The organism is Thiomicrorhabdus hydrogeniphila, assembly GCF_054656895.1.
In genome coordinates this window covers 2,239,710-2,266,573 of sequence record NZ_BAAHXL010000001.1, presented here as the reverse complement: position 1 = coordinate 2,266,573, position 26,864 = coordinate 2,239,710, and the positions used below count along the sequence as shown (strand labels likewise).

Sequence of the window (26,864 nt, the reverse complement as noted above, 5' to 3'; positions counted from 1 at the left end):
AGTCTTCATAAAATTATTTATTAAAGATAAGCTCGGAAACTTGCAAAGAAACTCAATTTTGTTAAGGTTTCAGTAATTTCCTAAAGAGCCTTATTTATGCCTGCTTCTGAAACCTCTCGTCTAAAATCAACAATATTACTCCCTGTTTTTATTCCCGCTATTCTTGTCATTTTTTTTACAATTATAGGCACCCTTAGTAATCCAGATTTAGCAGGGCAGCTTTTCTCACAAGCCCAAGCAGAAATTACTCAAAACTTTAGCTGGTTTTATATGCTGGTTGTGGCTATCTTTTTAGTCTTTATTATTTCTATTGCGATTTCACCTTGGGGCAAAATAAAACTCGGTCCCGATGATTCTGAGCCGGATTACTCTTTTATAGCCTGGTTTGCGATGTTGTTTTCGGCAGGTTACGGTATTGCATTGCTCTTCTTTGGGGTGGCTGAACCTGTATTACATTACGCGACACCGCCTGAAGGTCCATCTGAAACGGTTGGGGCCGCTAAAGAAGCAATGGAAATTGCCTTTTTTCACTGGGGTTTTCATATTTGGGCTATTTATGGTTTAGTTGGGCTGGTTTTAGCGTATTTCTCTTTTAGACATAAGCTACCACTTTCAATGCGCTCCACGCTGTATCCTTTAATTGGCGATCGTATTTATGGGCCAATTGGTCATAGTATTGATACCTTTGCCATTTTGGGTACGGTGTTTGGCTTAGCCACCACATTAGGTCTGTCTGTCACACAAATCAATGCGGGTATTCACTATCTATTTCCTACCATTCCGATTGACACCACGGTACAAATTATAGCCATTGCTATTATTACTGGTTTAGCCACTTTATCTGTTGTAGCGGGTATGGATAAAGGCATTAAGCGTCTTTCTTTGCTTAATATTGGGTTAGCAATTGTTTTAATGTTATTTGTGTTTTTAACGGGACCAACGGTTTTTATTTTAGAAACCTTTTTACAAAATACAGGCAGTTATTTAAGCAATATTGTAGAGCGCACCTTTAATTTACAGGCCTACTCATCTAGTGATTGGATTGGTAATTGGACGGTCTTTATTTTTGCGTGGACGATTGCTTGGGCGCCTTTTGTAGGGTTGTTTATTGCCAAAATTAGTAAAGGTAGAACGATTCGTCAGTTTGTATTAGGCGTAATGATCGTGCCAACCATTTTTACCTTTTTTTGGTTTTCAGTCTTTGGCGATACAGCCTTACATTTTATTATGAAAGAAGGGTACGAAGGCTTTATTCAAGCTGTACAAAACGATAAAGCGATTGCATTGTTTAAACTATTTGAACACTTGCCTTTAAGTAGTTTTATGTCTGTATTAGCGGTCTTTTTAATCATTACTTTTTTTGTGACTTCAGCCGATTCTGGCGCTTTAGTTTTAGATTCACTTGCCTCTAAAGGAGATTCCGTACCACCCGTTTGGCAACGAGTTTTCTGGGCAATCCTGTTGGGAAGCGTTGCGGCTGTATTGCTACTAGCTGGCGGGTTAAAAGCCCTTCAAACGGCTTCTATTGTGAGTGCATTACCATTTGCCGTTATTATGTTAATTGCTATGGTTGGCATTTGGCGAGCGCTCATTATTGAAACCAAGCGAGATGTAAGCCTTAAAAATGCAGTGCGTAATAGTGGTAAAACGGTTGAACAGGATGGCAGCAATTGGAAAGAACGATTATCTAAACTGGTTGAATACCCTGAAAAAGAAGAGGTTTCAGATTTTATCAATGATATCGCTTACAAAAGCATGCAAACGGTTCAGTTGGAGCTTAAACGCCGTGGTTGGGAATCGAGTGTATACATTGATAACGACCCTACTAGAGCGCGTATTGAAGTGGTTAAATCTGAACAAGTACCCTTTATTTACGAAGTGCGATTATGTGAGCGTATTGTGCCTAGTTTTGCCTTATCAGAAATGATGTTAGAGCAAAAAGAGCAATCTGAAGACATGGTGTCGTATTACTATCGAGCAGAGGTCTTTTTAAGAGAAGGTGGAGAGGCTTACGATGTATTTGGTTACAGTCGCCATAATATGATTACCGACATTCTCAACCATTTTGAACACTATTTACACAAACTTCATCATTCTGAAGAATTATTACCTTGGGAAGTCGAACAACGTGAACAACAACTCACACCCAACTTAAATCTCAATAAAGACGTTTAAGTAGGGAAGACATTAAACGTGTAGTTGTTGACGAATCATCTTTTGAATATTTTGCGTTAGATATTCAAGTGAAAGCGTATGTTCGTTACCACCGGGTAAATAGAGTCGTACAGAATTCGCTTGAAAATGAAAGAACACCAATGCAAGTAAACTGGTTGTGAGAAAGTGTGGATCGCAATTTGGTTTTAGTTCAATAAACACATCATGCAGGGCATAACAGGCATCGGCCATAACTTCTTTTGCTAAAAACTGTAAGTGCTGTTCATCTTGTTCTAATAGTTCACGAATAAAAAGCTTACGAAAAGTTTGGTTGGCGGCCATTTGTTCGCAAGCTAGGGCAATAAAATGATCGAGTTTTTGTTCAGCTGGATGATTGGTTTGTAAACACGCGATTAAGTCTTGCCCCTGGTGAGTAAACACATACTTTAACGTTGCTTGATACAGCTCTTGCTTATCTTTGAAATGATTATAAAGCGAAGGCGCTTTAATATTACAAGCGGTAGCAATATCTCGCATTGTTAACGCATCGTAACCTTTGCTAGCGAAACGTTCGGCAGAGGTTTCTAAGATGCGTTGTTGTGTGTTGCCTATTGTCATGTATTTGCTTGTCCTGTTGCTTCGTGTTTACGTTTAATGGCGTCCCAATCTATATTGTTACAGGCATAGCAAGGTTCTTTAATTATCCCCATCCATACCAATAGACTGTGTATTTTACAACCTAAACAAAAACCAAGTACAGCTTCAAACCACATTAATGCAATACAAACCCAAACCAAATTTACCGGAAACCAAATAGGAATATAGTTATAGGTGGTTGGCAACAGTTCTGTACCAAAGAGCGAATTTACCCAATTAGCCACAATAACGGGGTTAAAAAATACCAAACATAAGGTAACTAATGTTAACCCTAAGCCCCATGCAAAACGTTTTGGGGTGATTGGTTTCCATTCTGGTTTTTTATTGCGGGCTAAATAAGTCGCCAAATGAATGGTGGGTGAAAAGCGTGATGTCCATACAAACATACCTGCGATTAATTCAAATAAACCATACAACAATAGTGTGGTTTGTGCCGTGTAATCGTAAGTACGGCGGGTCATTTCAGCAGAATAAATGATTTGTGACGCTTCATTTATATCATAGGTATCTTCTATGGTGTTTGTATCAACAATCCACGGAGAAGTATAAAGTACATCAAACAGTGTTAACGCCATAAACAGCGGAATTGCCAGCATAATACCAGCGCGATAGCGCACTGCTGTGTCATTGATAAATAGATATTTTTCATTTGGATCTCTAAACCAAGTATTTTTAAACCAAGACATCGTTGCCTCCTAAAGAGTTAATTTTTTTGAACAGAACCAGTAACGGGTTTACTGATAAAAGTACGGTAAATCATTGATAGTGAATATTTTTTATTGTGATTCCAAGGCATTAGAGACATAAATCTCGCCAAGAAACAGTAGTCAAATAGCACCATGGCTGAGGTACCTAAAATGACAAAATATAAAACAATCGTATACATAGGTGACCAAAAAGCGATTGCTAATAGCAAGCCGTAAGCAATGCGAACTTGAACAGGAAATGAGGTGATCGATTTGGTTTCTATATAAAAGTGCAATGCTTGAAAAACGGTTAAAGCGGTTGCCAAAGGCAAGCCATAATGCCAACCCGAGACATCGAGTATTAATAAAATATCGGTCACAAACCAATAAATCCAAACTTTATTTAAGATGGTTCTCATTTTGCATTTTCCTTAAATTTAACGAAGTTGACTAACTAACGTTTGTTAGTTTAACGAAATGGATAAATAAGTCAATCGATTATGAAATGGAATTGTAAGGTTTCTGGCCTGTATAGACCTTATAGAAGGAGTGGAGTTTGCTTTGATTTTAAAAAACATAATGAGTGAATGTAGAGAAGAGCTTTTAAAGCAGAGGATGACAGAATACGAAAAGCGTATGAATTTAGCCTGTGCTCATTTAGCTTTATTAACCTCAGAAAATATCATGCAAATAAAACATTGTAAGTATGAGTAGGTTTTATTTATAAAAATTTCAACTTAATCTTACATTACACAGTAGTTGAGAAGCCTTTTTAATCTAATAACTTCGCCTTGATATTTTCTATCAGGCTTCCCGTTACTTTTTGCAGTTTGGCAAAAAAGTAACCAAAAAACAAACCCCGCTCCATAAATGGGCAAGTTCTAAGCTGTTCACTGACAATCTCGCAACTTGCTGAGCAAGCTCAGCTTCGGACAGTCGAGATTGTTTAACCGTTCTCTACGCTAAGAACTTCGCGCCATTTATTCCAAGGGGAGTTTGGGTATTTGCCCAAGCACTTACTAAAGAACAAAGCTTAATTGTGGCTTATAGGTTTTTAACTGAAGAATGCTTCTAATGAAAACGACTAAATAATCCTGTACTGTCAGATTAAGTTTAATTTTCTATATTTTATTTTTTTATATCTTATTTAGTTTAAGTCAGAACTTAGATTTTTGGTGATTATCTGTGAAATGCGCTGAAACTCTTCTAATTCATGTGGGGTTAGGCCTTGGCTCATTATTTGTACCGTTTTACTATCAATTTCTTTAATTTCATTAAGTATATCGACACCCGCTTGAGTGGTATTTAAGTACTGGCTGCGTTTGTCATTGGGGTTAATCTCTTTGGTAATCAATCCTTTTTCAATCAGCATATTAATCAGTCTTGTAACCTGGGCTTTATCACGTCCTAAAAATTGAATAATGTCATTGGCGGTACAAGGCTGTTTTTTATCGATGACCTTAATGACTCTAATATGCATGTGTGCAATATCAACATTAAGTTGATCAGTTTGCTGATGCAGTTGACGTTTTAATGCGTGTACTAATTGAAACAGGTTTTCTAATGAACTGTTGTCAGATATCAAAATTATCCCCTAAGATTTTAGTTGACATTGTCAACTAGGCTAAGATATAGTTGTTATTATCAACTATATTTAAAACGATTTCAAGATAGGAGAATGATTATGACGATACAAACTGAACTTTCAAGTCCGACAGAAAAGAAGACCCCGATAATTTATAAAGTGTTGGCCATCTTTGTTTTATTGGGGGTGATAGTAGGTTCATTAACAGGTGTTATGACTTATACCAATGCTGGCTATAACGCTACTTTTTTTTAGCGATTGGCTAAGTTCATTCTTAAAAGCTTTAATTATGATTCCTGTTGGTCTTTTGATTATGAAAGTGGTTTCTACCATAATCGAAAAGTGGTTACCCAATATGACAACCCTTAAACACAACTTGCTAATGGGATTGTTTATGGCTTGTATTATGGAAACACTTTTGGCGTTTAGTACCGCAGTCAATATTTTTGGTTTTTCTAGTACTGAAATGTTTTACTCTGCTTGGTTTCAAGGCTTTTTAGCGTCATTGCCTTTAGGTTTGGTCATTATGTTGGTTATGACAATGAGTGTTAAGCCTAGAATGGAAAAATTTCTAAAAAGTTAAATAGTGAGAGACCTTTGCACGAGACCATGAACACATAAAAACAGCTATAATCCTCTATCTTCAAGCTAAAAAATCCGCCCAATAACTCGTTATTATGCGTATTTTTTAGCCTAAATCTAAAGAATTCTATCTTGTTTTTCTTGTGCCCCTGTCTCGTGCAAAGGTCTCAGTGAGAACAAGAGGCCATCGTTATGAAAAATAGAAATCACTATAAAATCTGTATTGAACACACACAAAACCCTGATGGGTCTGCAGTAAATAATGACCGTTTTGAGTTTGATTTTGAAAGCCATGATAACGTATTAGAAATAATACAAAAATTACAAACAAGACCAGATCTTAGTCCAAAATCGGCTGCGCCTTTAGGTCTTGGTATTAAATTGTTTGGCAGTGTAATAATGGAAAATAGAACCAACCCTTTATTTGCAAACCTGTTTCCACATTTTGTAGCGTTTATAAAGAACCTTAAACAAAAGAAAAAGTAATAATAGTGGTGGCGAGAAACCCAGTAAATTGCTAGGATAAATCCACTTAAAGATATCCATTTTAAAAATAGTATGTAAAAGGATTTACCAATGCTAATTAATAATTTTGTTGCTTTGGCTTTAGAATCCGCACCCTGGTTGGTGCTGGGTTTGATTTTGGGTGGTTTAATTAAAACCATGTTACCTACCGAGTTTCTGAATAAACATTTAAAAGCAGACTCGCTTGGTAGTATTTCCAAAGCCACGTTGTTAGGCGCGCCTTTACCATTATGTTCTTGTGGCGTTGTGCCTGCAGCGGTAGGTTTACGTCAAGCAGGCGCATCAAAATCAGCTACGGTTTCATTTTTAATTTCCACGCCAGAAACGGGTGTTGATTCTATTAGCGTTACTTATGCTTTAATGGGGCCGATTATGGCCATTGCCAGAACGGTGAGTGCTTTGTTTTCGGCATTTATTACAGGTGTATTGGTTTTTGTATTTAACCGTGAAGCAGATACAAAAACTGAGCCGACTAAATTGGCGACTTCATGTTGCGGTTCAAATAGTGAAACTGTTGTTGATTCCTGTTGTGGTTCAGCGAATGATAAAGCGGTTGATTCGTGTTGTAGTTCAACGAATGACAAAGCGGGTGATTCCTGTTGTGGTTCAACGAATGACAAGCCTGTTGATTCATGTTGTTCTGGTTCTAATCAACCAATGACTTCTTCTTGGCTTGGTAAAGCAAAGCAAGGTATTGAATTTGCGTTTATGGATATGCTAGGAGACATTGTTGGCTGGCTTACATTAGGCTTACTTTTTGCCGCAGTCGTTCAAACCTATGTACCAACAGATTTCTTAACACAATGGGGCAGTGGTTTTATTGCGATGCTTGTTATGTTGCTAATTGGTATACCCATGTATGTGTGTGCTACGGCTTCTACACCCATTGCGGTAGGGTTAATTTTAGCGGGCATTTCGCCTGGTGTGGCGTTGGTGTTTTTATTATCTGGCCCTGCAACTAATATTGGTACTTTGGGTATTATCTCTAAATTACTTGGCCGTAAAACCATGTGGATATATTTATTGGGTACTGCCAGTTCTGCTTTGTTAGCTGGCTGGTTGTTCGATAAACTGATTCTGCAATTTGATTGGCAGTTGCTTGCCAATATGCAAGCACACCACGAAATGTTGCCAAAGTGGCTACAAATTTTATGTGTTTTAATTTTAGTATTAAGTGCCATCAATATATATCGTAAAAAATGGTTTAAACGTTCATAAATAACTCTATTTATTAATATGAGACCTTTGCACGAGACCATGAACACATAAAAACAGCTATAATCCTCTATCTTTAAGTTAAAAAATCCGCCCAATAACACGTTATTATGCGTATTTTTTAGCCTAAATCTAAAGAATTCTATCTTGTTTTTCTTGTGCCCCTGTCTCGTACAAAGGTCTCAATATGTAAAATCAATCAATCTCTGTTACAGGTTTTACCAGGCCTGGTAAAAACCTGTGGCAGTAATTACTCCGCAAGCATAAGCATAAGCATAAGCATAAGTTAAACAGGCTTTAATATTAACGTTATGTTTACAATCTTATTGTGCTCTTAAATACCTACGGAACGCTTTAAATGAATTCAATTCTATTTGCTGGTAAACCCGTTTACCCTTCAAAAATCGTTTGCATTGGCAGAAACTATGCCGAGCATATTGCCGAACTCAATAATGAAACACCCACAGAACCTGTGTTTTTTATTAAGCCCAATTCAGCGATTTCAAACAAGCTCGTCTTTAGCCCGCATGAAGCGATTCATTTTGAAGGTGAAATCGTCTTTTTAATTCTAAAGGGTCATTTAGCGGGTATTGGTTTTGGTTTAGATTTAACTAAAAGAGAAAAACAACAAGAACTTAAAAATAAAGGTCTGCCGTGGGAAAGAGCCAAGGCATTTGATAAATCCGCCGTTTTAAGTGAATTAGTACCGTTTAATAGGGACTGCCAAGGCTTGAGCATGGAGCTGTATATTAACGATGTTTTGGTTCAAAAAGCAGAATACAATTTAATGCTACATAAACCCCAAGCTATTTTAGACAATGCCAGTGAGTTTTTAACCTTTGAAGATCATGATTTATTAATGACAGGAACGCCTAAAGGCGTTGGCAAAATAAGTCTTGGCGATATTTTTTATGCAAAAATAATGCATAACGATTTACCACTTATTGAGGCCAGTTGGCAGGTTGTAAACTAAATTACACGAGTTATGGTGTTAATGTTTATATTTTATAATCAATTAATTGGGTTAATAATTAAGGATTTACCAGGCCTGGTAAAAGCGCATAAATTTACAAAATGATTTTACACCGTATAATCAAACCTTTCTAAAATTGAGAATTATTATTGTGCTTTATCGTCAAGTTTTAGGTTTTATTTTTCTTATTAGTGCTTATGGCTTATTAATTCCAGGTGTTACCGAACCCGTTTTGCATATGACGACTATGCTGGATAAAGGCGAGTTAACGGTTTTGGGTAAAGAGGCTATTTTACAGAGTGGCACAATTCCTAACTTTTTATTACCAATGACTATGGAAGTATTGAATCAAATTCATGCAACAGGCACGGTGGTGATTCAAGATACGGCTAAAAGTATTCTAGGCACGGCAGAAACTTTGTGGCAAGACGGAAATCAGTTAGTGGCGTTCTTAATTGTGTTTTTTAGTATATTTGTCCCAGCGTTAAAACTGGCTTTATTGGCGAGTTCATATCTTTTTAAATGCTTTGGAAAACAATTAGCCTTAAGCAGTGGTTTTTTAAGTAAATGGTCTATGGCAGATGTGTTTGTTATGGCCTTAATTATTGCGTTTTTAGCCATTAAAGCCAGCTCAGGCAATTCCGCTTTATTGCAAACAAATATTGAGTTAGAAACCGGTTTTTATTATTTTTTAGGCTATTGTTTATTATCAATAGCGTCTAGTCAGTTATTGATTAAAAAGCAACCTATAAGCACTCAGGGCTAGTCGTTAATAATTAACGTTTTCTTCTTTTTTGAGCGTTGAGTTTGTTGCCCAGTTTAGTCAGTTGGCTTTGCATTTTCCAAAACAGGTAGGCAGGGTGGTTACATAAAGTAGTTTGATTACTTTGCTCGTTTTGATGATTAAGAACAGAAAAGTTAAAACCCGGTGTTGATTTAGACACGGTTTGTTGAGCGGTTTTATGATGAATTTGTTGAGCCAAATCAACCTCGCTTTAAACGTTAAACCAGTAAAGTAAAACGGCGTAGATAGCAGTAAAAAACAGTGGTTAAGCAAGGTTTTAGATAACTCACCGTTGTTAATTTTTTACTGCCAAAACACGCTATTTAGCTTGGGCTTTTTGTAATGCTTTTAGCATGCTGGTGCTGGCAAAACCGTCGGCTGGTAAATTTTGTTTGGTTTGAAACTCGCGTAATGCACCGCGCGTTTTACTACCTGCAATACCATCGGGTTTGCCAACGTCGTAACCTAAGGCATTGAGTAACGTTTGTATCTCTTTAATTTCTGCATAGCTAATCCCTTTATCCCCTTTTGGTTTTTGCTTAGATAAAGGCGGTAACTTAACAATACGATCGGCTAAATGACCTACTGAAACAGCATATTTGTCAGCATTATTCCAACGTTTAATCACTCTAAAGTTGTTATAAACTAAAAACGCTGGGCCTTTATAATCGCTCACTAACAGTAATTTGGCTTGCATATCTTCATTAGGCAAAACTCTACCATCCGCTAAAGTAATGCCCATTTTTTTCCATTCGGCTAAATTGCGTGCGGTTTTGTTATCGGCCAAGGCATAGTTAAAACCTTTTGGTAGGGTGACTTCTCGTCCCCAATTTTCTTCAGCTTGCCAACCTAAATGGTTTAAAAAATTACCTGCGGAATAAAAAACATCGGGCAAGCTATCCCATAAATTGATTTTGCCATCGCCATCGCCATCTACCGCATATTGCACGTAGTTAGAAGGCATAAATTGACATTGCCCCATAGCACCCGCCCAAGAACCTTTCATTTCGCTAAGCGGTACATCACCCCTATCTAAAATGGTTAAGGCACTCATTAACTGAGTGCTAAAAAACTGACTGCGACGTGGGTCATAGGCTAAGGTGGCCAGTGATTCTATAATGGGGAGTTTACCGGTGTAGCTACCATAGTTGGTTTCTAACCCCCAAAAGGCCACAATAAAACGCCCAGGCACTCCGTATTTTTTGGTGACTTGGTCAAGTAAGGCTTTATTGGCCTCGTAGTTTTTTTGACCATTTGCCACACGGGTATCGCTGACCGCTCTGTTAAAATAATCAAAAAAGGTTTTGGTAAATTCAGGTTGTTTTTTGTCTGATTCAAGCACCTTTTTATTAAGCTTTACGTTTTTAAAAGCGGAGTCTAAAGTAGGTTGAGAAATTCCTTTTTGATGTGCTTGTTTTTTAAATTCAGCTATCCAGGCTTTAAAGTCGCTGTCTGATGGCGTAAACGTCTCTGATTGAGCCTGGGCATTTAAAGTAAATGTCAGTAATGCAGAGGCAAATAAAATGTTGGCGTAACCGCGTATTGTGTTTGACATAATCAACTTTGATTTAGGATGAGTAATAATTACCTTATTCTACCGAAACTAAATAAAAGTTGAAGCCAAAACAGTTTAAAATTAACAGATATTTTAAAGGCCCAGTTTGTTAGTACATGAACAAAACTGTAACAAATAAATACGCACTGTATTAAGGTCTATCACCAAACAAAATAATGGAAAAAAGATGATGAAATTTTTTGCCACATCCCCAGGCGGTTTAAGTGAGTTACTAAGAGAAGAATTAATGTCTTTTGGTGCAACCGAAGTCAAAGCTCAACCGCGTGGTGTGACCTTTGAGGGTGATTTAGAAATTGCTTACCGAAGTTGCTTGTGGTCGCGTTTAGCTAACCGTATTTTTGTAACCGTGCTAGAAGTAGAACTGGAAACGCAAGAAGAGTTAACCGAGCAAGTTGCCACCGTTGATTGGCAAACACATATGGATGAATTTGGTAGTTTTGCGGTTTCGTTTTCAGGTAAAGGGATGGGCATAGACCACAGTCATTATGGTGCTTTAAAAATTAAAGATGGGATTGTCGATTATTTTAGAGGCATTACCAATAACCGCCCAAAAGTGGATACAGAAGACCCTGAATTACGCGTGCATGGTCATTTAAACCGTAACAAGCTCACGTTAAGCATTGATTTAGTTGGTTATAGCTTACATCAACGTGGTTACCGTGAAGGTCAACAAGTTAAAGCGCCGCTTAAAGAAAACGTGGCGGCGGCATTGTTAATGCGTGCAGGCTGGCCTGAAATTGCCAAGCAGGGCGGTTGTTTGTATGACCCAATGTGTGGTTCGGGTACGTTTTTGGTAGAAGGTGCAATGATGGCATCTGACCTGGCACCAGGCCTGGAAAAAGTGAATCGGATGTTATTAAACTCTTGGAAACTGCATGACGCTAAATTGTGGAATGATTTAATTGAAGAAGCCAAAGAGCGTGAAGCCGAAGGTTTGCGAAACTTGCCCGATATTTATGGTTCTGACGCGTCACATAAATCATTAGATATTGCCGAAGAAGCGATTCACAATGCGGGCTATTTAGATTCTATTGAAATTAAACAAATGACGGTTGAACAAGGACGTCGTTGGGGCGATTGGCAACCAGGCCTGGTAATTTGTAACCCTCCGTACGGAGAACGTTTGGGTGAAATTGAAGAAGTTAAGGTTATTTATAACGATTTAGGTAAATACCTTAAAAATGAGTTTGATGGTTGGCAAGGTGCAGTATTAACTTGTAACCCTGAACTTGGTATGTATTTAGGGATTAAAGCCAAACGTAGCCATAACTTTTTTAACGGGCCAATGGAGTGTAAATTATTCCGTTTTGATATTACCGAAGAGTTTCATCGTGAACCATCATTAAAAGGTGGCGCAAACATTGTGCAAGAAGTGAGCACCGTTATGCCAGAGCTTGCCGATTCTCAAGGTGCGGTTATGGTGGGTAACCGTATTAAAAAGAATTTAAAACAGCTAAAAAAATGGGCTAAAAATAACGAGATAAATGCTTACCGAGTTTACGATGCCGATTTACCCGAATACGCACTCTCAATAGATTTATACCAAACAGAAGAGGCTGGGCAATGGTTAATTGTAAATGAATACGCCGCACCCAAAACGGTGGACAAAGCCAAAGCCAAAAAGCGTTTGCATGAAGCTTTAGCGGCATTACCTAATGTATTCCCCGATGTGCCAGTTGACCAAATTGTTTTTAAAGTGCGTAGCCGTCAATCGGGAACATCACAATATGAAAAACTGGACGATAGCCGCGATTTTTACACCGTGATTGAGAACGGTGCCAAAATTCGTGTTAACTTTACCGACTATTTAGACACGGGTCTATTTTTAGATCATCGTGATGTACGTACTTTAGTGGCGCAAAAATCGGTTAGAAAATCACTGCTAAACCTATTTTGTTATACCGCAACCGCAACCGTTGAAGCCGCCGTTATGGGTGCAAAAAGCAGTTTAAGTGTGGATATGTCTAAAACCTATTTGTATTGGGCAGAACACAACTTAGCCCACAATATGTCACACAATAAAGATTCTGCTGAACATAAATTTTTACAAGCCGATGTTTTAGATTGGCTATCAAAAGAGAGTGAAAATCCAACGGCGACCTTTGATGTCATCTTTTTAGATCCACCATCGTTTTCAACCTCAAAACGTATGGAAGGCACTTTAGATATTCAACGAGATCATGTGGTATTAATTGAACAAGCTTTAAAACTGCTGAACCCTGGTGGCACCTTAATATTTTCAAATAATATGCGTAAATTTAAATTAGATGAAGCGGCTTTAGAGGGCTGTAATATTGAAAATATTACCCATAAAACCATGCCAAGAGATTTTCAACGCAACAGCAAAATTCACCAGGCCTGGTTAATTAGTCGCTAATGAGTAATTAAAAGTAGAACCATTAAAAGCAAAACTCTTGAGGCAGATTAACTTGCTAAGCGTTAATTTAGATTATGATTCCAATCTTTAAAAACCGATAACGGCTAGTCATAGCGAATAATGGTTGATTGTGATTAAAACATGGGATGGGTATATGCAACAAAAAATTCAATTTGATGAAGCGTTAATTAAACGCTACAACCAATCAGGCCCACGTTATACCTCATACCCAACGGCGGTGCAGTTTGATGAAGCATTTGGTATTGCCGACTATAAAGAAGCGGTACAACGCAGTAATGATTCTGGCCGAGGTTTATCTCTTTATTACCATATTCCGTTTTGTGATACCGTTTGCTTTTTTTGCGCCTGCAATAAAGTTTGGACACGAGATCGTTCAAAAACCACGCCCTATTTAGATCGTTTATTTAAAGAAATCGAAATGCAATCTGCCTTATTTGATAATAGCCGCAAAGTAGAGCAATTGCATTTAGGGGGCGGCACACCGACTTTTATTAATAACGATGAAATGCGTCAGTTAATGGAAAAAACGCGTCAACACTTTAATTTATATGACGATGATTCGGGTGAATATTCTATTGAAATTGACCCGCGTGAAGCGAATCGTGAATCGGTTAAATTACTGCGTGAACTGGGTTTTAACCGCATGAGTTTAGGGGTGCAAGATTTTGACCCAGCGGTACAAAAAGCGGTTAACCGTATTCAAACTCAGGCCGAAACCTTTGAAGTATTAGAAGGCGCGCGTGAATCAGGCTTTATGTCGGTGAATGTCGATTTAATTTATGGCTTGCCATTACAAACAGAGAAAGGTTTTATTACTACCCTAGATAAGGTTTTAGAAGCTGAACCAGACCGTTTTTCTATTTTTAACTATGCGCACATGCCAAGTATGTTTCCAACGCAAAAGAAAATGAATGAAGCGGATATGCCGTCAGCGGATGAAAAACTGGCTATTTTGCACGCAACAACACAACGTTTGTTAGAAGCGGGTTACGTGTATATTGGAATGGATCATTTTGCTAAACCAGACGATGAACTGGCGATTGCACAACGTAATGAAACCTTATATCGTAACTTTCAAGGCTACTCTACCCATGCTGAGTGTGATTTAGTGGGAATGGGCGCAACGTCAATTTCATTAATCAATAACACTTACGCCCAAAACCGAAAAAGCCTGGCTGATTATTATGATGCGATTGATGCCGGTGATTTAGCGGTGTTTAGAGGTGTGCAATTAACAGAAGATGATGAACTACGTCGTGATGTCATTACCCGTTTAATTAGCCATTTTCATCTTAATTTTGCCCAAATAGACCAGGCCTGGAATATTCGTTTTAAAGAATACTTTGCTAAAGAATTGCAAAACTTAGTGCCTATGGCGCAAGATGAATTATTAACCATGAACGATGAAGATATTTATATTACGCCAAAAGGGCGTTTATTAATTCGTAATATCTGCATGGTGTTTGACGCCTATCTAAAAGAAGGCACTGCAAATCGTTTCTCCAAAGTGATTTAATTGAGAAGAGGTTTGCATTTAAAAGCGAGAATGTAATCTGAACCGTTTTAGTTACTGTTTAACACAAAGCCGAGTTTACCTCGGTTTTTTTGTTTTTAGTGATGATAGGTCGACTTCTACTTAAAACTACATAACCATTGTTTTTATGTGTGTATAAAAAAACTTGATGATGCGTGCTATTTTGATTATGATTAGTACGTAAATTTTTATTTAACTAAATTCTCACTTTGGAGTGAATCTTAATGCGTAAACTAATTTTAGCTTTAGTTGTCAGCACGGCAGCGACAGTACCAGCAATTTCAATGGCAGACAATTCAGGCGTTATGTGTGAAAAAGTCACACCGACTATTCAGAATATTAGAGCAAATTTACATGCTAATTACATGCCCAACTATTTACCGGTATTAACCAATAGTCAAGAAGCATTAAGTTTAAGTGGTGACCAATGCGCCGCTATAAATAAATTCCGTAAGGATAAGGCTTCTAAAGGACAATTGATTGTTAAAAAGATTAATAAACTAGAAAAAGAAGCATACCAAGCGGCTTTTGATGGTGCTTCAATGGATGATATTATGAAACGTAATACTGAAATTCAGTCTTTACGTACCAAAATTACACAAGGTAAAATGAAGTGTCATGGTTTTGTTAAAAAGTTACTATCCGCTGAACAGTATAAAAAACTGAACCAAATGATGGTTAAGAAAAAACAAGAAGTGGATGCTTTACTCGCCGGTAAGTAATTTCATTAGCGGTTATTAAAAATAGATCAAAGCCCAATTTACCAGGCCTGGTAAATTGGGCTTTTTATTTTTATTTGATTGAAATAGCTTCTATATACGACTTTTGCACGAAAAAAGTGGGCAGGATAAATACGATAAAATTTGCCTGTTTACATTGAATAATGCAGCTATTAGCCAGCTATTAACAAGATATTAGCAAGTTACTCAACAAGAATTAGACGAATTTAGCAATTTTTAACGGCGTTTTGACTCGTGCCTTGGTCTTCATATATGAATTAGTGTTCAGTTTTCATTTGTTTAATCGTTTCAAAATGCATTTGACTCGGAAACACTCTATTTGTTTTACCTGTTAAGTAATACACGGTTAACCCAACCCATTCTCGCCAGGCAGGTTCTAATGCTTTAAGGTGATCAAAAAAGTCAAAATCAATCTTGCGTAACGCGTCTGAATTACTGCGGTAATCAACAGGGTAAGCAATTACATTTACATTTTGCACTCTTGCAATACCAACGGCTCTTGGCATATGAAAGGCAGAAGTGACCAATAGGTAAGTCCCGTTTTTGTTAGGTAATAGTGCTTTGCTATACAAAAAATTTTCATAAGTATTGCGTGATTTTGATTCAATAATTAAACGTGATGGGTCAATACCAATGGTAGTAAGTAGTTGTTTTGCAATAGAGCCCTCACCAGCGGTATTTTGTAAACTCATTAAACCACTACCACCAGTAAAAATAACTGGGGCTTGGGGATAAAGTTTGGCTAAATGTGCCGCACCAATATACCGATCACCACCGATTCCTAGTTCGGCTACGTTCCAGCTTAAAGAGCGTTTTAAATCTTCTCCACCACCTAAAACAATAATGCCATCAATCTGTTTTGGCATGGTTTGCGGTTTGCTAAAACGTGATTCTAGCGGTTTCATAAGATAATCGCTTACAGGGTAAACCATCAATACAAACGCAATTAAACCTGTGGGAATAAATAAAATTTTTGCTGTGCGCACTTTATTAAAGACAAGTAAAAGCGAACCTAAAAATAGGATAAATATAATTAAATTTCCAGGGCTTAATAGCGCCCAAGCAATCTTAGAAATTAGGAAAAAGAGTTCGTTCATAATAAAGTTTTTTGGTTAATGTTTAAAAAGTGAATGAGATTATGCGTTTTAAATTAATTAAATTTCTTTAAAGCATTTTTCTTTAATTTTTTTATTTGCAATGACGGTTTGGTTTCGGCCATTTTTCTTGGCGGTATAAGAGGCACAATCGGCTAGTTTAAAAAGGCTTTCAAAATTTTTAATGGCGGTAGGTTCTGTACACGCAATGCCTATACTTACGGTCTGTTTATCAATTCCAAGTTTTTGCCAATTAGCATTTTCAAATAACTGGTGAATGTCATCGGTAATTTTAACGATCTCATTCAATGAAGTATTGGTAAAAATACAAACAAATTCTTCACCTCCCCAACGGTAAACAAAGTGACTAGGGTATGCAAATTTATTAAGAAGATTTGCTGCAAGCTCTAAAACTTGATCGCCTTTTTTGTGGCCATATTCATCGTTAATACGTTTGAAATAGTCTAAATCTAACATGGCAAAACAAAGATGTTCTTTGTTTTTATTTGCATGCTTAATGAGTTTTTTCGCTTTTTCTTCACCATAACGTCTATTAGGGAGTTTGGTTAAAAAATCTTCAGAAGCCAAGCTTTCTAATTGTTGTTCTAACTGTTTTAACTTACTGATGTTATGAACCATGCCAACCATCATGATTGGGTAGCCAGTTTCATCTCTTTCACAAATTTTGCCTTTATCATGTACCCACATATAGTGACCATTACGATTTCTTAAGCGATATTGGTGCTCATAATGAGAACGTGTACCGTTAAGGTGTCCATTGATTGAGGCCATTACAAATTCAAGATCTTCTGGATGAATGTTGCTGCTCCATGTTTCTAAAGTAGGAGCCATTTCATCTGGGCCATAACCCAACATCTTTTTTAATTGTGGGCTAAAAAAAACCTTGCCTGTGTCAATTTCCCATTCCCACATTCCATCTGACGCTTCATTGAGAGCAAACCAAATTCTATGGTCACGAGTATTGAGTTCTTTTTCGTGCGCTAAACGGTTGCCAATATTACGAGCTACAGAGAGAAAATATTCTTGGTTTTGGTAATTGAAAACAGTGGTAATGATTTCAACAGAAATATCACCACCATTTTTATGTTGATGATTGCCTACAAAGGTATAAGATTTATTATCTCGGATGACTTGTGCGACTTCTGTCCATTGTGGCAGACCAATTACATGGCTTTGCAGGCTAAGAACAGAGTGATTAAGAATTTCGTGTTTTTCGTAGCCTAAATCTTCATAAGCACAGCGATTGCACCATAAAACATTTGAACTAACTGGATCAAGCAGATAAACCGCATCATCCATGTTATCGAACAGAATGTTTAAATCAATCGTACTAAATTCTTTCGTCATAAGTTAGGCATTTCATTAAGCATTTCAGGTAAGTAGAGTTATTAGTATAAACTTTTTAGAGTTATTTTAAGAAGTTATCATATAAAACTCCCACCTTTTTAGGTGATGTTTGTCGATATTTATTTGTAAATACTTAAATTTAGCTTTGAAATTTAAGATTCATCCCCATTACCTTAGTATAAATAATAAAAAAATTAAGGAGTTTGTCACAAATGATGGATAAATTTACCACCCAATTTCAAAGTGTTTTGGCGCAAGCGCAATCCAGTGCTGTTGGTCATGACAATCAATATATTGAACCGGTGCATATTTTATTGGCCTTAATGGATGAAACGGCTAATTTACTGCAACTTGCTAATATTAATGTGCCGTTATTAAAACAAACTGTGGCTGAAAAAATTAGCAGTTTGCCAAAAGTGACAGGTGCAGATGGTAATGTGCAGTTATCACAAGCATCAGGCAAAATTTTAAATTTAATGGATAAACAAGCTCAAAAAAATGGTGATGCCTATATCGCCAGTGAACTGTTTTATCCCGCGTTATTAGAAACATCTGATTACGCAGCAACTTTATTAAAAAAAGCGGGTGCAACAGCCCAAGCTTTAAATGATGCAATACAAAATGTACGAGGAGGCGAAAGCGTGCAAGATCAAAATGCAGAAGAAAACAGACAAGCGTTAGATAAATATACCGTTGATTTAACTGAACGAGCAGAGCAGGGTAAATTAGACCCAGTGATTGGTCGTGACGATGAAATTCGCCGCGCCGTGCAAGTATTACAACGTCGTACCAAAAACAATCCGGTATTAATTGGTGAGCCTGGTGTAGGTAAAACCGCCATTGTAGAAGGTTTAGCGCAAAGAATTGTTAATGGTGAAGTGCCAGAAGGATTAAAAAACAAACGTTTACTTTCATTAGATTTAGCAGGCCTGTTAGCTGGCGCTAAATACCGTGGTGAATTTGAAGAACGTTTAAAGTCTTTGTTAAAAGATTTAGAAAAGCAAGAAGGTCAAGTCATTCTCTTTATTGATGAGATTCATACCATGGTGGGAGCAGGTAAAACCGAAGGATCTATGGATGCCGGTAATATGCTTAAACCTGCTCTGGCGCGTGGAGAACTTCACTGTATTGGTGCTACGACTTTAGATGAATATCGTGAGAATATTGAAAAAGATGCCGCTTTAGAGCGCCGTTTTCAAAAAGTGATTGTGGATGAACCAACTGAAGAAGACACCATTGCCATTTTACGTGGTTTAAAAGAGCGTTATGAAGTGCATCACGGGGTAGCGATTACTGACCCTGCCATTGTTGCAGCGGCAAAATTATCACAACGTTATATCACTGACCGTCAATTACCCGATAAAGCGATCGACTTAATTGATGAAGCGGCCTCGCGTATTCGTATGGAAATTGACTCAAAACCTGAGGTCATGGATAAATTAGATCGTCGTTTAATTCAGTTAAAAATTGAACAAGTGGCGCTTAAAAAAGAGAAAGATGATGCCTCTAAAAAACGCTTAAACATTTTACAAGATGAAATCAAAAAGCTAGAAAAAGAGTATTCGGACTTAGAAGAAATTTGGAAAAAAGACAAAGCCGCTTTGCAAGGTGCTCAACAATATAAAGAGAAACTTGAAGCCGCGCGCATTGAGTTAGAAGCCGCAAGACGTTCTGGTGATTTAGCTAAAATGTCAGAAATTCAATACGGTGCTATTCCTGATTTAGAAGCTAAAATTCAAGCGGCCGAAGCGGCTGAAAATGAAGCAGAAGAAGCTGAAGGTTCGCATTTATTACGTAATAAGGTAACCGAAGAAGAAATTGCCGAAGTGGTTGCTCGTTGGACAGGTATTCCTGTATCACGCATGATGGAAGGTGAGCGTGACAAGTTGTTACGTATGGAAGAAGAGTTATCTAAAAATGTAATTGGTCAAGATGAAGCGGTTAAATCTGTATCAGATGCGATTCGTCGTTCACGTGCAGGTTTGTCAGATCCAAATAGACCAAATGGATCATTCTTATTCTTAGGGCCTACAGGTGTGGGTAAAACAGAACTAACCAAATCATTGGCGGACTTTTTATTTGATACTCAAGACGCCATTGTGCGAATTGATATGTCAGAATTTATGGAAAAACATTCCGTTGCCCGTTTAGTCGGAGCGCCTCCTGGCTATGTAGGTTATGAGCAAGGTGGTTATTTAACCGAAGCGGTTCGCCGTAAACCTTATTCAGTTATTTTATTAGATGAGGTTGAAAAAGCGCACCCGGATGTTTTTAATATTTTATTACAAGTATTGGATGATGGTCGTTTAACCGATGGACAAGGGCGTACGGTAGACTTTAAAAACACAGTAATCGTTATGACCTCTAACCTAGGTTCTCAAGTCATTCAAGAGAAGGCCGGAGTGGCAACGTATGATGAAATGAAAACCGATGTAATGGAAGTGGTTGGTGATTACTTTAGACCAGAGTTTATTAACCGAATTGACGATATTGTGGTGTTCCATCCATTAGGAAAAGAACAGATTCGCTCTATTGCCAATATTCAGCTACAAGGCTTACGTGAACGTTTGGCGCATTCAGACTTAAGTTTACAGGTTACCGATGCGGTATTAGATGTAATTGGAGAACAAGGCTTTGACCCAGTATTTGGCGCAAGACCTTTAAAACGCGTAATTCAACAACGTATTGAAAACCCACTGGCGCAAAAAATCCTAAAAGGAGATTATAGCCCAGGGGCAACAGTACATATTGAAATGCAAGGTAACGACATTAGCTTTAATTAGTTTTTGGACTTGTACTTGAGTTTCTATTTAAGTATTAACCCACTTTTCTATTAGGAAAGTGGGTTTTTTAATGTCTAAAAATCAATGATTTAAAAAGACTAAGCCTGTTCTTTTTCACGTTCAAAACGTTTTACTTTTTTGTAGGCTTTTTTAACCGCTTTTTTAACTTTATTTTCTACCGCAATGTGTTCATCAACCGACATGTAAAAAGACATATCAATATCGTAACGAATGTAACGTGGTGCAATACGGTTTAAAGCAATGCATGCCACATCTGCCAGTGCATTGTGGTCTTCAAATTTATCAGCATAGTGTTCTTTAATCTCATTAAACACCAGTCGTTCAAAATAATTATGTACGCTATCCATTGGCATAATGCTTTCCTTTCGTAGTGTTCCAGGAATATACATGAAGGAATCCTTTCTTTTATGAGTATTGTACTTATCGTGTACCTGTTTAGTATGACTGAGATTTAAGCAATGTACAGGCCATTATTTAGAAAAGGATAGACAATAAAAAAAGGCATTGAGAATTTTCTCAACGCCTTTTTGATGTTGCTCAATGAATAGAGTAATTAAAAGGTACTCTATTTTTCTCTTGAAACGGCTTTATGACCAATATCTGTACGGTAATAAGCCTCGTCCCAGTGAATTTGGGCAACGCCTTCATAGGCACGTTTTTGTGCGGCGGTTACGTTTTCACCCAAAGCGGTAACACATAATACTCGGCCACCAGACGTGGTGATTTGATTATTGTCATTAACCGCAGTGCCAGCATGAAACACTTTTAAATCAGAAGCATTGGCATCTTCAATACCAGTAATAACATCATTTTTACGGTATTCATCTGGGTAACCACCAGCAGCCATAACCACACCTAAAGCGGCACGGCTATCCCACTTAGCTGAAACAGTATCTAATTTACCATCAATTGCCGCTAGGCATAGAGTGTGTAGGTCTGATTTTAAACGCATCATAATTGGTTGTGTTTCTGGATCACCAAAACGACAGTTAAATTCTAATACCTTTGGTGCACCAGTAGAATCAATCATGACACCGGCGTATAAAAAGCCTGTGTAAGGCAAGCCATCTTTTGCCATGCCTTCAATGGTTGGATAAATGACTTCATCCATAATGCGATTGTGAATACTGCGGGTGACTACTGGAGCAGGTGTATAAGCTCCCATTCCACCTGTGTTTGGTCCTGTATCGCCATTATTGCGTGCTTTATGGTCTTGCGAAGTGGCCATTGGCAATACATTTTTACCGTCCGCCATTACAATAAAACTGGCTTCTTCACCCACCAAAAACTCTTCAATAACCACGCGAGAACCTGCATCACCAAATTTATTACCGGCAAGCATATCTGAAACGGCTTCTTTAGCTTCTTGCACAGTATCGGCAAGAATAACACCTTTACCAGCGGCTAAACCATCAGCTTTAATAACGATAGGCGCGCCCACTTTATCCAAGTAAGCGTGAGCCGGCTCAATTTCTGTAAAAACATCATAGGCGGCAGTTGGAATATTATGCTTGGCTAAAAAATCTTTAGAAAATGCTTTAGAACCTTCTAACTGAGCAGCGCCAGCAGTCGGGCCAAAACATTTAAGACCCGCTTTAGAAAACGCATCTACCACACCAAGCACTAAAGGTACTTCAGGGCCAACAATGGCAAGTTCAATTTGATTGTCTTTAGCAAAATTTACCAGACCTGGTAAATCATCAACGGCAATATTTACATTGGTTAAATTTGGCTCTAAAGCCGTACCTGCATTACCTGGTGCAACAAATACTTCTGTTACGTCAACTGCTTGAGCGGTTTTCCAAGCCAAGGCATGTTCACGACCGCCACCACCAATAATCAATACTCTCATGATTTTTCTCTTTTTTTCTCTGGATAATGTTTTTGGGAATTTTTAAATCTGCCTATGCTGCGTTCAAAAATGGTCACTTACAATGTGTAAGCTCACATTTTTTGCCTTGCCTAGACAAATTTAAAAATACCCAAAAGCATTATAAAAAATTTGTATTTAAGGACTTTTTGAGCCATTAGCCTAAAAAGCAATTTAAGTGTTCGTGTTTTAAAACATGTGAAACATAGTAATGAGCGTTTTCGCTTCATTTCTTTATTGTCTTTCAAATGCGATATAGGAAGGAGCGTTTTGCTTGAGGTCAAGGCGGGTTGGAGAGCCGAAGCGCAGCGTACTTTTGTACGTGAGCATCGGAAGTTCCAATCCAACGCAGAGATCAAGTAAATAAGCCCTTCCGACAGGCAAAGTTAGTGTTTGAAGTGTCTCATCCCTGTAAACACCATTGCTATTCCGTGTTCATCTGCGGCATCAATCACTTCTTGATCTCGCATTGATCCACCTGGGTGAATGACTGCGGTAATTCCTGCTTCTGCAGCGGCATCAATTCCGTCGCGGAATGGGAAGAAGGCATCTGAAGCCATAACTGAACCAGGGACTTCTAATCCTTCATCAGCGGCTTTAATGCCGGCAATTTTAGCAGAGTATACTCGGCTCATTTGACCTGCTCCCACGCCAATTGTCATACCGTCTTTAACGTAAACAATGGCATTAGATTTTACAAATTTAGCAACTTTCCAAGCAAACATTAGGTCTTTCATTTGTTCTGCTGTTGGCGCTTTTTTGGTTACCACTTTAAGGTCTGATTCGTTCACCATACCTAAGTCACGGTCTTGAACCAATAAACCACCGGTTACACGTTTGTAGTCGTAAGCCGCTTGTTGTGCTCCTAATTCACCGCAGGCTAATAGGCGAACATTTTGTTTGGCTTCTACCACTTCTTTGGCTTCATCTGAAACCGTTGGAGCAATAATGACTTCTACAAATTGACGTTCAACAATGGCTTTAGCGGTTTCAGCATCAAGTTCAGTGTTAAACGCAATAATGCCACCAAAGGCAGAGGTTGGGTCTGTTTTATAAGCACGGTCGTAGGCTTCAAACTGTGTTTTACCAATAGAAACACCACATGGGTTAGCGTGTTTAACAATAACGCAAGCGGTTTCTGTAAAGGTTTTTACTAATTCCAATGCGGCATCTGTATCGGCGATATTGTTAAAAGACAACGCTTTACCTTGAACTTGTGTTGCCGTTGAAATAGACGATTCAGACGGTTCACGTTCAGTATAAAATGCAGCATTTTGGTGTGGGTTTTCGCCATAACGCATAGATTGTTTTTTAACAAACTGTGTGTTGTAAGTACGTGGGAAATTATCGTCTCTATTTTCAGAAAACATGGTGCCAAAGTAGTTTGAGATAGCGCCGTCATAACGAGCCGTTTGCTCAAAGGTTTTAATGGCTAAATCAAAACGAGTCGCGTGCGATAACATGCCACCGTTGATTTTTAACTCATCTAAAATCAGAATGTAATCTTTAGGATCTGTTACTACGGCTACGTCTTTATGGTTTTTAGCCGCTGAACGCAGCATGGTTGGCCCACCAATGTCGATGTTTTCAACGGCATCTTCTAATTTACAATCAGGGTTGGCTACGGTGGCTTCAAAAGGGTAAAGGTTCACTACAACCATATCAATGGCATCAATGCCGTGTTCTGCCATAATAGCGTCGTCTGTACCACGGCGGCCTAAAAGCCCACCATGAATTTTAGGGTGTAGTGTTTTTACACGACCGTCCATCATTTCTGGAAAACCAGTGTATTCAGATACTTCAGTGACGGCTAATCCTGCTTCAGAAAGCACTTTGTAAGTCCCGCCTGTAGATAGTATGGCAATGTCCATTGCAACAAGGGATTTGGCAAATTCTAAAATGCCTGTTTTATCTGAAACGCTTATCAAAGCACGACGTACTGGTTTCATGGTTTTGGTTCTCCAAAAAAAATTATTAAATTGTGTTTGTTTCGTTTGGCTATTTAAAATTGAGCTAAACGAGATTGTATTTCTGCATTTTCTTTTTTAGGGTATTGCGGTTAATCCCTAAAATATTTGCGGCATGTGTTTGATTGTTCTCTGTTTGTTGTAGAACAAATTCAATCATGGGTTTTTCAACCTGCTGAATGACCATTTCATATACGTCAGTGGCATTTTCATCGGCCAGCGTTTCAAAATAGGCGTTTAATGTTATGCTGACTTGTTCACTTAGACACAATGACTTGGGAGTGATATGTTTGTCTACTCTTGATTTTGTCATTGTAATATTTTTGCCTGTGTGTGTTTTTGAAACAAAGTCTGTTTTAGAGTTGTTCAAAATAGTTTTTAAGTAATGTTAATTGTTCTGTAGCTGAATTTAATTGGTTAAATTCTTTACGTAATAAAAAACCATTCGGTAAATGTTGTGCATACCAACCAATATGTTTTCTGGCAATTCTTACGCCTAACATTTCACCATACAGAGCGTGTAAACCTTGGGTATGTTCAAACATAGCCAGTTTAAATTCTGCTATTGTGGGTTTGTTAAGCTGTGTACCGGTTTTAAGGTAATGATTTAATTCACGAAATATCCAAGGGTAACCTTGCGCAGCTCTTCCAATCATGATGCCATCAGCAAGCGTGTATTTTAATACAAAATCAGCTTGTTCGGGGGTGCAAATATCACCATTTGCAATAACGGGAATATTTACCTGTTGTTTCACTTCTTTAATGGTGTCATATTCGGCATGGCCTGCAAATTTAGCTTCGCGAGTTCGGCCGTGAATGGTAATGGCTTGTAAACCTTCTTGTTCGGCAATTTGAGCAATCTCAAGAGCATTTTTATTGTCAATATCTGTACCAGTGCGAGTTTTTACGGTAACGGGTACATTAACGCTGCCAACCACAGCTTGAAAAATATCTTTCACTTTTGCAGGATCCGCCATAAGTGCGGAGCCAGCTGAAACACTGCATACTTTTTTGGCAGGGCAGCCCATATTAAGGTCAATGATTTGTGCACCTTGGCTAACTTGCCAATTAGCAGCATCGGCTAATTCTTGTGGATCTGTACCTATAAGTTGTACTGCGCGTGGTTCTGGATCATTGGTATTGACATGGCGAGTGGACGATTTTTTAGATTGCCAAAGCTCTTTTTTAGAAGCCACCATTTCTGCCAAGGTATAGCTTGCACCATTGGCACGACACATTTTACGAAAAACAGCGTCAGTAATACCTGCCATGGGGGCAAGTACAATGTTGTGTTCAAACTGATATGGGCCAATTTTTAACATGAATTGATTTTATGTAATGAATAAGTTGCGTTTTAGCAGGCCTGGTACCAGGCCTGCTAAAATGGATTTGATTATGTGTTTAAAACTATATTAAAAGCAAATTAAAACGCCTTTAAGCCAGTTTTTTACCCGATAACAAACCCCATTCTTCTTTGGTTTGAAGCGTGTCTAAGGTAATACCAATGGTTTTATAGTGAGCAATAAGGTCATCAGCCTGAGTCGCTAAAAGTCCAGATAGGGTTAAGGTTCCTCCGGGTTTTAGTAAACGATCAAATTCTGAAGAGAGCTCTTTTAAAGGCCCAGCCAAAATATTCGCCATAATCACGTCAGCTGGTTCAGCATTAAAATCTTTAACTAAGGCAAATGGAATGGTTTCATTATTACGTTTGGCGTTTTCGATACTTGCGGTAATCGCTTGTGGGTCAATATCTGTACCAGATACAGTTTTGGCGCCTAATTTTTGAGCGGCTAAAGCCAAAATACCTGAACCGCAACCGTAGTCAATCACGCTTAAATCTTTTGGCGCATGATTATCTAACCAAGTTAAACATAATGAAGTAGTAGGGTGTGTCCCTGTTCCAAATGCCATGCCGGGGTCTAAATAAAGATTAACAGCTTCAGGTTGAGGCGCGTCTGTCCAGCTAGGCACAATCCATAAGTTATTACCAAAAAGCATCGGTTTAAACTGATCCATCCAGGCTCTTATCCAATCTTTATCTTCCAATTGTTCCACTTTAAATTGCGAGGCCTTTAAATCAGGAACGATTTGAATAAGCATATCAATAATGGCTTTACTGTCTACATCGGCATCAAATAAACCAATGACTTTGGTGTTTCCCCAAATAGGAGTGGTACCAATTTCAGGCTCATAAATAGGTTGGTCTTTGGCATCTTCAAAGGTAACAGAAGCGGCATTGGCTTCCATAAAAGCATCCGATAATGGTTCTGCTATTGCTTCTTGCACAACCGTATTAATTTGAATCCAAGCCATAACAAATCCTAAAGTTTGGGTTTTAAAAATAAATAAGTA

At 38.1% G+C, this 26,864-nt stretch carries 25 protein-coding genes; 11 read left to right on the top strand and 14 right to left on the bottom strand.

Annotated features, from left to right (window positions below; all coding sequences use genetic code 11):
• The first annotated feature begins 96 nt into the window (after positions 1-96).
• A complete protein-coding gene (locus ACYQ0E_RS10230; protein ID WP_460188124.1) occupies positions 97-2,175 on the top strand; it encodes a BCCT family transporter in 2,079 nt (692 codons plus the stop codon).
• Between the two features lie 12 nt (positions 2,176-2,187).
• On the opposite strand, the gene ACYQ0E_RS10225 is transcribed toward ACYQ0E_RS10230, so the two are convergent.
• From ACYQ0E_RS10225 to ACYQ0E_RS10210, 4 genes are all read right to left on the bottom strand, one after another.
• The gene (locus ACYQ0E_RS10225; RefSeq protein ID WP_460188123.1) at positions 2,188-2,772 is read right to left on the bottom strand and encodes a TetR/AcrR family transcriptional regulator; all 585 of its coding nucleotides are present in this window, start codon (positions 2,770-2,772) and stop codon (positions 2,188-2,190) included.
• A complete protein-coding gene (locus tag ACYQ0E_RS10220) occupies positions 2,769-3,497 on the bottom strand; it encodes a DUF4395 domain-containing protein (RefSeq protein ID WP_460188122.1) in 729 nt (242 codons plus the stop codon). Before ACYQ0E_RS10220 ends, ACYQ0E_RS10225 begins: the two co-directional genes overlap by 4 nt.
• 17 nt (positions 3,498-3,514) lie before the next feature.
• Positions 3,515-3,916, bottom strand: coding sequence for a hypothetical protein (locus ACYQ0E_RS10215; protein WP_460188121.1), 402 nt, complete (start codon positions 3,914-3,916; stop codon positions 3,515-3,517).
• 728 nt (positions 3,917-4,644) lie between these two features.
• On the bottom strand, positions 4,645-5,082 hold the full coding sequence (locus tag ACYQ0E_RS10210) for a MarR family winged helix-turn-helix transcriptional regulator (RefSeq protein WP_460188120.1): 438 nt from the start codon (positions 5,080-5,082) through the stop codon (positions 4,645-4,647).
• Between the two features lie 99 nt (positions 5,083-5,181).
• On the opposite strand from ACYQ0E_RS10210, the gene ACYQ0E_RS10205 reads away from it, so the two are divergent.
• From ACYQ0E_RS10205 to ACYQ0E_RS10180, 6 genes are all read left to right on the top strand, one after another.
• Positions 5,182-5,337 (top strand): hypothetical protein, encoded by a 156-nt coding sequence (locus tag ACYQ0E_RS10205; protein ID WP_460188119.1) that lies wholly within the window; start codon positions 5,182-5,184, stop codon positions 5,335-5,337.
• Between the two features lie 34 nt (positions 5,338-5,371).
• On the top strand, positions 5,372-5,665 hold the full coding sequence (locus ACYQ0E_RS10200) for a hypothetical protein (protein ID WP_460188118.1): 294 nt from the start codon (positions 5,372-5,374) through the stop codon (positions 5,663-5,665).
• A 191-nt stretch (positions 5,666-5,856) separates the two neighbouring features.
• Complete coding sequence (locus ACYQ0E_RS10195) at positions 5,857-6,150, top strand: DUF3861 domain-containing protein (protein ID WP_460188117.1); 294 nt, start codon at positions 5,857-5,859, stop codon at positions 6,148-6,150.
• A gap of 90 nt (positions 6,151-6,240) precedes the next feature.
• Positions 6,241-7,407, top strand: a complete 1,167-nt coding sequence (locus tag ACYQ0E_RS10190; protein WP_460188116.1) for an SO_0444 family Cu/Zn efflux transporter — start codon at positions 6,241-6,243, stop codon at positions 7,405-7,407.
• 355 nt (positions 7,408-7,762) lie between these two features.
• A complete protein-coding gene (locus ACYQ0E_RS10185) occupies positions 7,763-8,377 on the top strand; it encodes a fumarylacetoacetate hydrolase family protein (RefSeq protein WP_460188115.1) in 615 nt (204 codons plus the stop codon).
• 151 nt (positions 8,378-8,528) lie between these two features.
• Positions 8,529-9,143, top strand: a complete 615-nt coding sequence (locus ACYQ0E_RS10180) for a paraquat-inducible protein A (RefSeq protein ID WP_460188114.1) — start codon at positions 8,529-8,531, stop codon at positions 9,141-9,143.
• A gap of 10 nt (positions 9,144-9,153) precedes the next feature.
• Here the strand turns inward: ACYQ0E_RS10180 and ACYQ0E_RS10175 are convergent, their stop codons facing one another.
• Both ACYQ0E_RS10175 and ACYQ0E_RS10170 read right to left on the bottom strand, forming a co-directional pair.
• Positions 9,154-9,360, bottom strand: a complete 207-nt coding sequence (locus ACYQ0E_RS10175; protein WP_460188113.1) for a hypothetical protein — start codon at positions 9,358-9,360, stop codon at positions 9,154-9,156.
• 120 nt (positions 9,361-9,480) lie between these two features.
• Positions 9,481-10,716, bottom strand: coding sequence for a lytic murein transglycosylase (locus ACYQ0E_RS10170; RefSeq protein ID WP_460188112.1), 1,236 nt, complete (start codon positions 10,714-10,716; stop codon positions 9,481-9,483).
• A 187-nt stretch (positions 10,717-10,903) separates the two neighbouring features.
• Here ACYQ0E_RS10170 and rlmKL point away from each other — a divergent pair, with 187 nt between their 5' ends.
• The 3 genes from rlmKL to ACYQ0E_RS10155 all read left to right on the top strand — a co-directional run bounded on the left by rlmKL (position 10,904) and on the right by ACYQ0E_RS10155 (position 15,391).
• Positions 10,904-13,114, top strand: coding sequence for a bifunctional 23S rRNA (guanine(2069)-N(7))-methyltransferase RlmK/23S rRNA (guanine(2445)-N(2))-methyltransferase RlmL (gene rlmKL / locus ACYQ0E_RS10165; protein ID WP_460188111.1), 2,211 nt, complete (start codon positions 10,904-10,906; stop codon positions 13,112-13,114).
• Between the two features lie 154 nt (positions 13,115-13,268).
• Positions 13,269-14,651, top strand: a complete 1,383-nt coding sequence (gene hemN / locus ACYQ0E_RS10160; protein ID WP_460188110.1) for an oxygen-independent coproporphyrinogen III oxidase — start codon at positions 13,269-13,271, stop codon at positions 14,649-14,651.
• Positions 14,652-14,893: 242 nt separating this feature from the next.
• Positions 14,894-15,391, top strand: coding sequence for a hypothetical protein (locus tag ACYQ0E_RS10155; protein ID WP_460188109.1), 498 nt, complete (start codon positions 14,894-14,896; stop codon positions 15,389-15,391).
• A gap of 275 nt (positions 15,392-15,666) precedes the next feature.
• Here the strand turns inward: ACYQ0E_RS10155 and ACYQ0E_RS10150 are convergent, their stop codons facing one another.
• Positions 15,667-16,506 (bottom strand): YdcF family protein, encoded by an 840-nt coding sequence (locus ACYQ0E_RS10150; protein ID WP_460188108.1) that lies wholly within the window; start codon positions 16,504-16,506, stop codon positions 15,667-15,669.
• Positions 16,507-16,563: 57 nt separating this feature from the next.
• Positions 16,564-17,871, bottom strand: a complete 1,308-nt coding sequence (locus ACYQ0E_RS10145) for a sensor domain-containing diguanylate cyclase (RefSeq protein ID WP_460188107.1) — start codon at positions 17,869-17,871, stop codon at positions 16,564-16,566.
• Between the two features lie 212 nt (positions 17,872-18,083).
• Between ACYQ0E_RS10145 and clpB the strand changes: the two genes are divergently transcribed.
• On the top strand, positions 18,084-20,654 hold the full coding sequence (gene clpB / locus ACYQ0E_RS10140) for an ATP-dependent chaperone ClpB (RefSeq protein WP_460188106.1): 2,571 nt from the start codon (positions 18,084-18,086) through the stop codon (positions 20,652-20,654).
• Between the two features lie 98 nt (positions 20,655-20,752).
• Here clpB and ACYQ0E_RS10135 read toward each other — a convergent pair whose 3' ends face one another.
• From ACYQ0E_RS10135 to prmA, 6 genes are all read right to left on the bottom strand, one after another.
• Positions 20,753-21,064: a late competence development ComFB family protein gene (locus tag ACYQ0E_RS10135; protein WP_460188105.1), complete on the bottom strand. Its 312-nt coding sequence runs from the start codon at positions 21,062-21,064 to the stop codon at positions 20,753-20,755.
• A gap of 176 nt (positions 21,065-21,240) precedes the next feature.
• Positions 21,241-22,527, bottom strand: a complete 1,287-nt coding sequence (gene purD, locus ACYQ0E_RS10130; RefSeq protein ID WP_460188104.1) for a phosphoribosylamine--glycine ligase — start codon at positions 22,525-22,527, stop codon at positions 21,241-21,243.
• Between the two features lie 404 nt (positions 22,528-22,931).
• A complete protein-coding gene (purH, locus tag ACYQ0E_RS10125; protein WP_460188103.1) occupies positions 22,932-24,494 on the bottom strand; it encodes a bifunctional phosphoribosylaminoimidazolecarboxamide formyltransferase/IMP cyclohydrolase in 1,563 nt (520 codons plus the stop codon).
• A gap of 64 nt (positions 24,495-24,558) precedes the next feature.
• Complete coding sequence (locus tag ACYQ0E_RS10120; protein WP_460188102.1) at positions 24,559-24,825, bottom strand: helix-turn-helix domain-containing protein; 267 nt, start codon at positions 24,823-24,825, stop codon at positions 24,559-24,561.
• A gap of 43 nt (positions 24,826-24,868) precedes the next feature.
• Complete coding sequence (gene dusB / locus ACYQ0E_RS10115; RefSeq protein ID WP_460188101.1) at positions 24,869-25,834, bottom strand: tRNA dihydrouridine synthase DusB; 966 nt, start codon at positions 25,832-25,834, stop codon at positions 24,869-24,871.
• Positions 25,835-25,946: 112 nt separating this feature from the next.
• The gene (gene prmA / locus ACYQ0E_RS10110; RefSeq protein WP_460188100.1) at positions 25,947-26,825 is read right to left on the bottom strand and encodes a 50S ribosomal protein L11 methyltransferase; all 879 of its coding nucleotides are present in this window, start codon (positions 26,823-26,825) and stop codon (positions 25,947-25,949) included.
• Positions 26,826-26,864 lie beyond the last annotated feature (39 nt).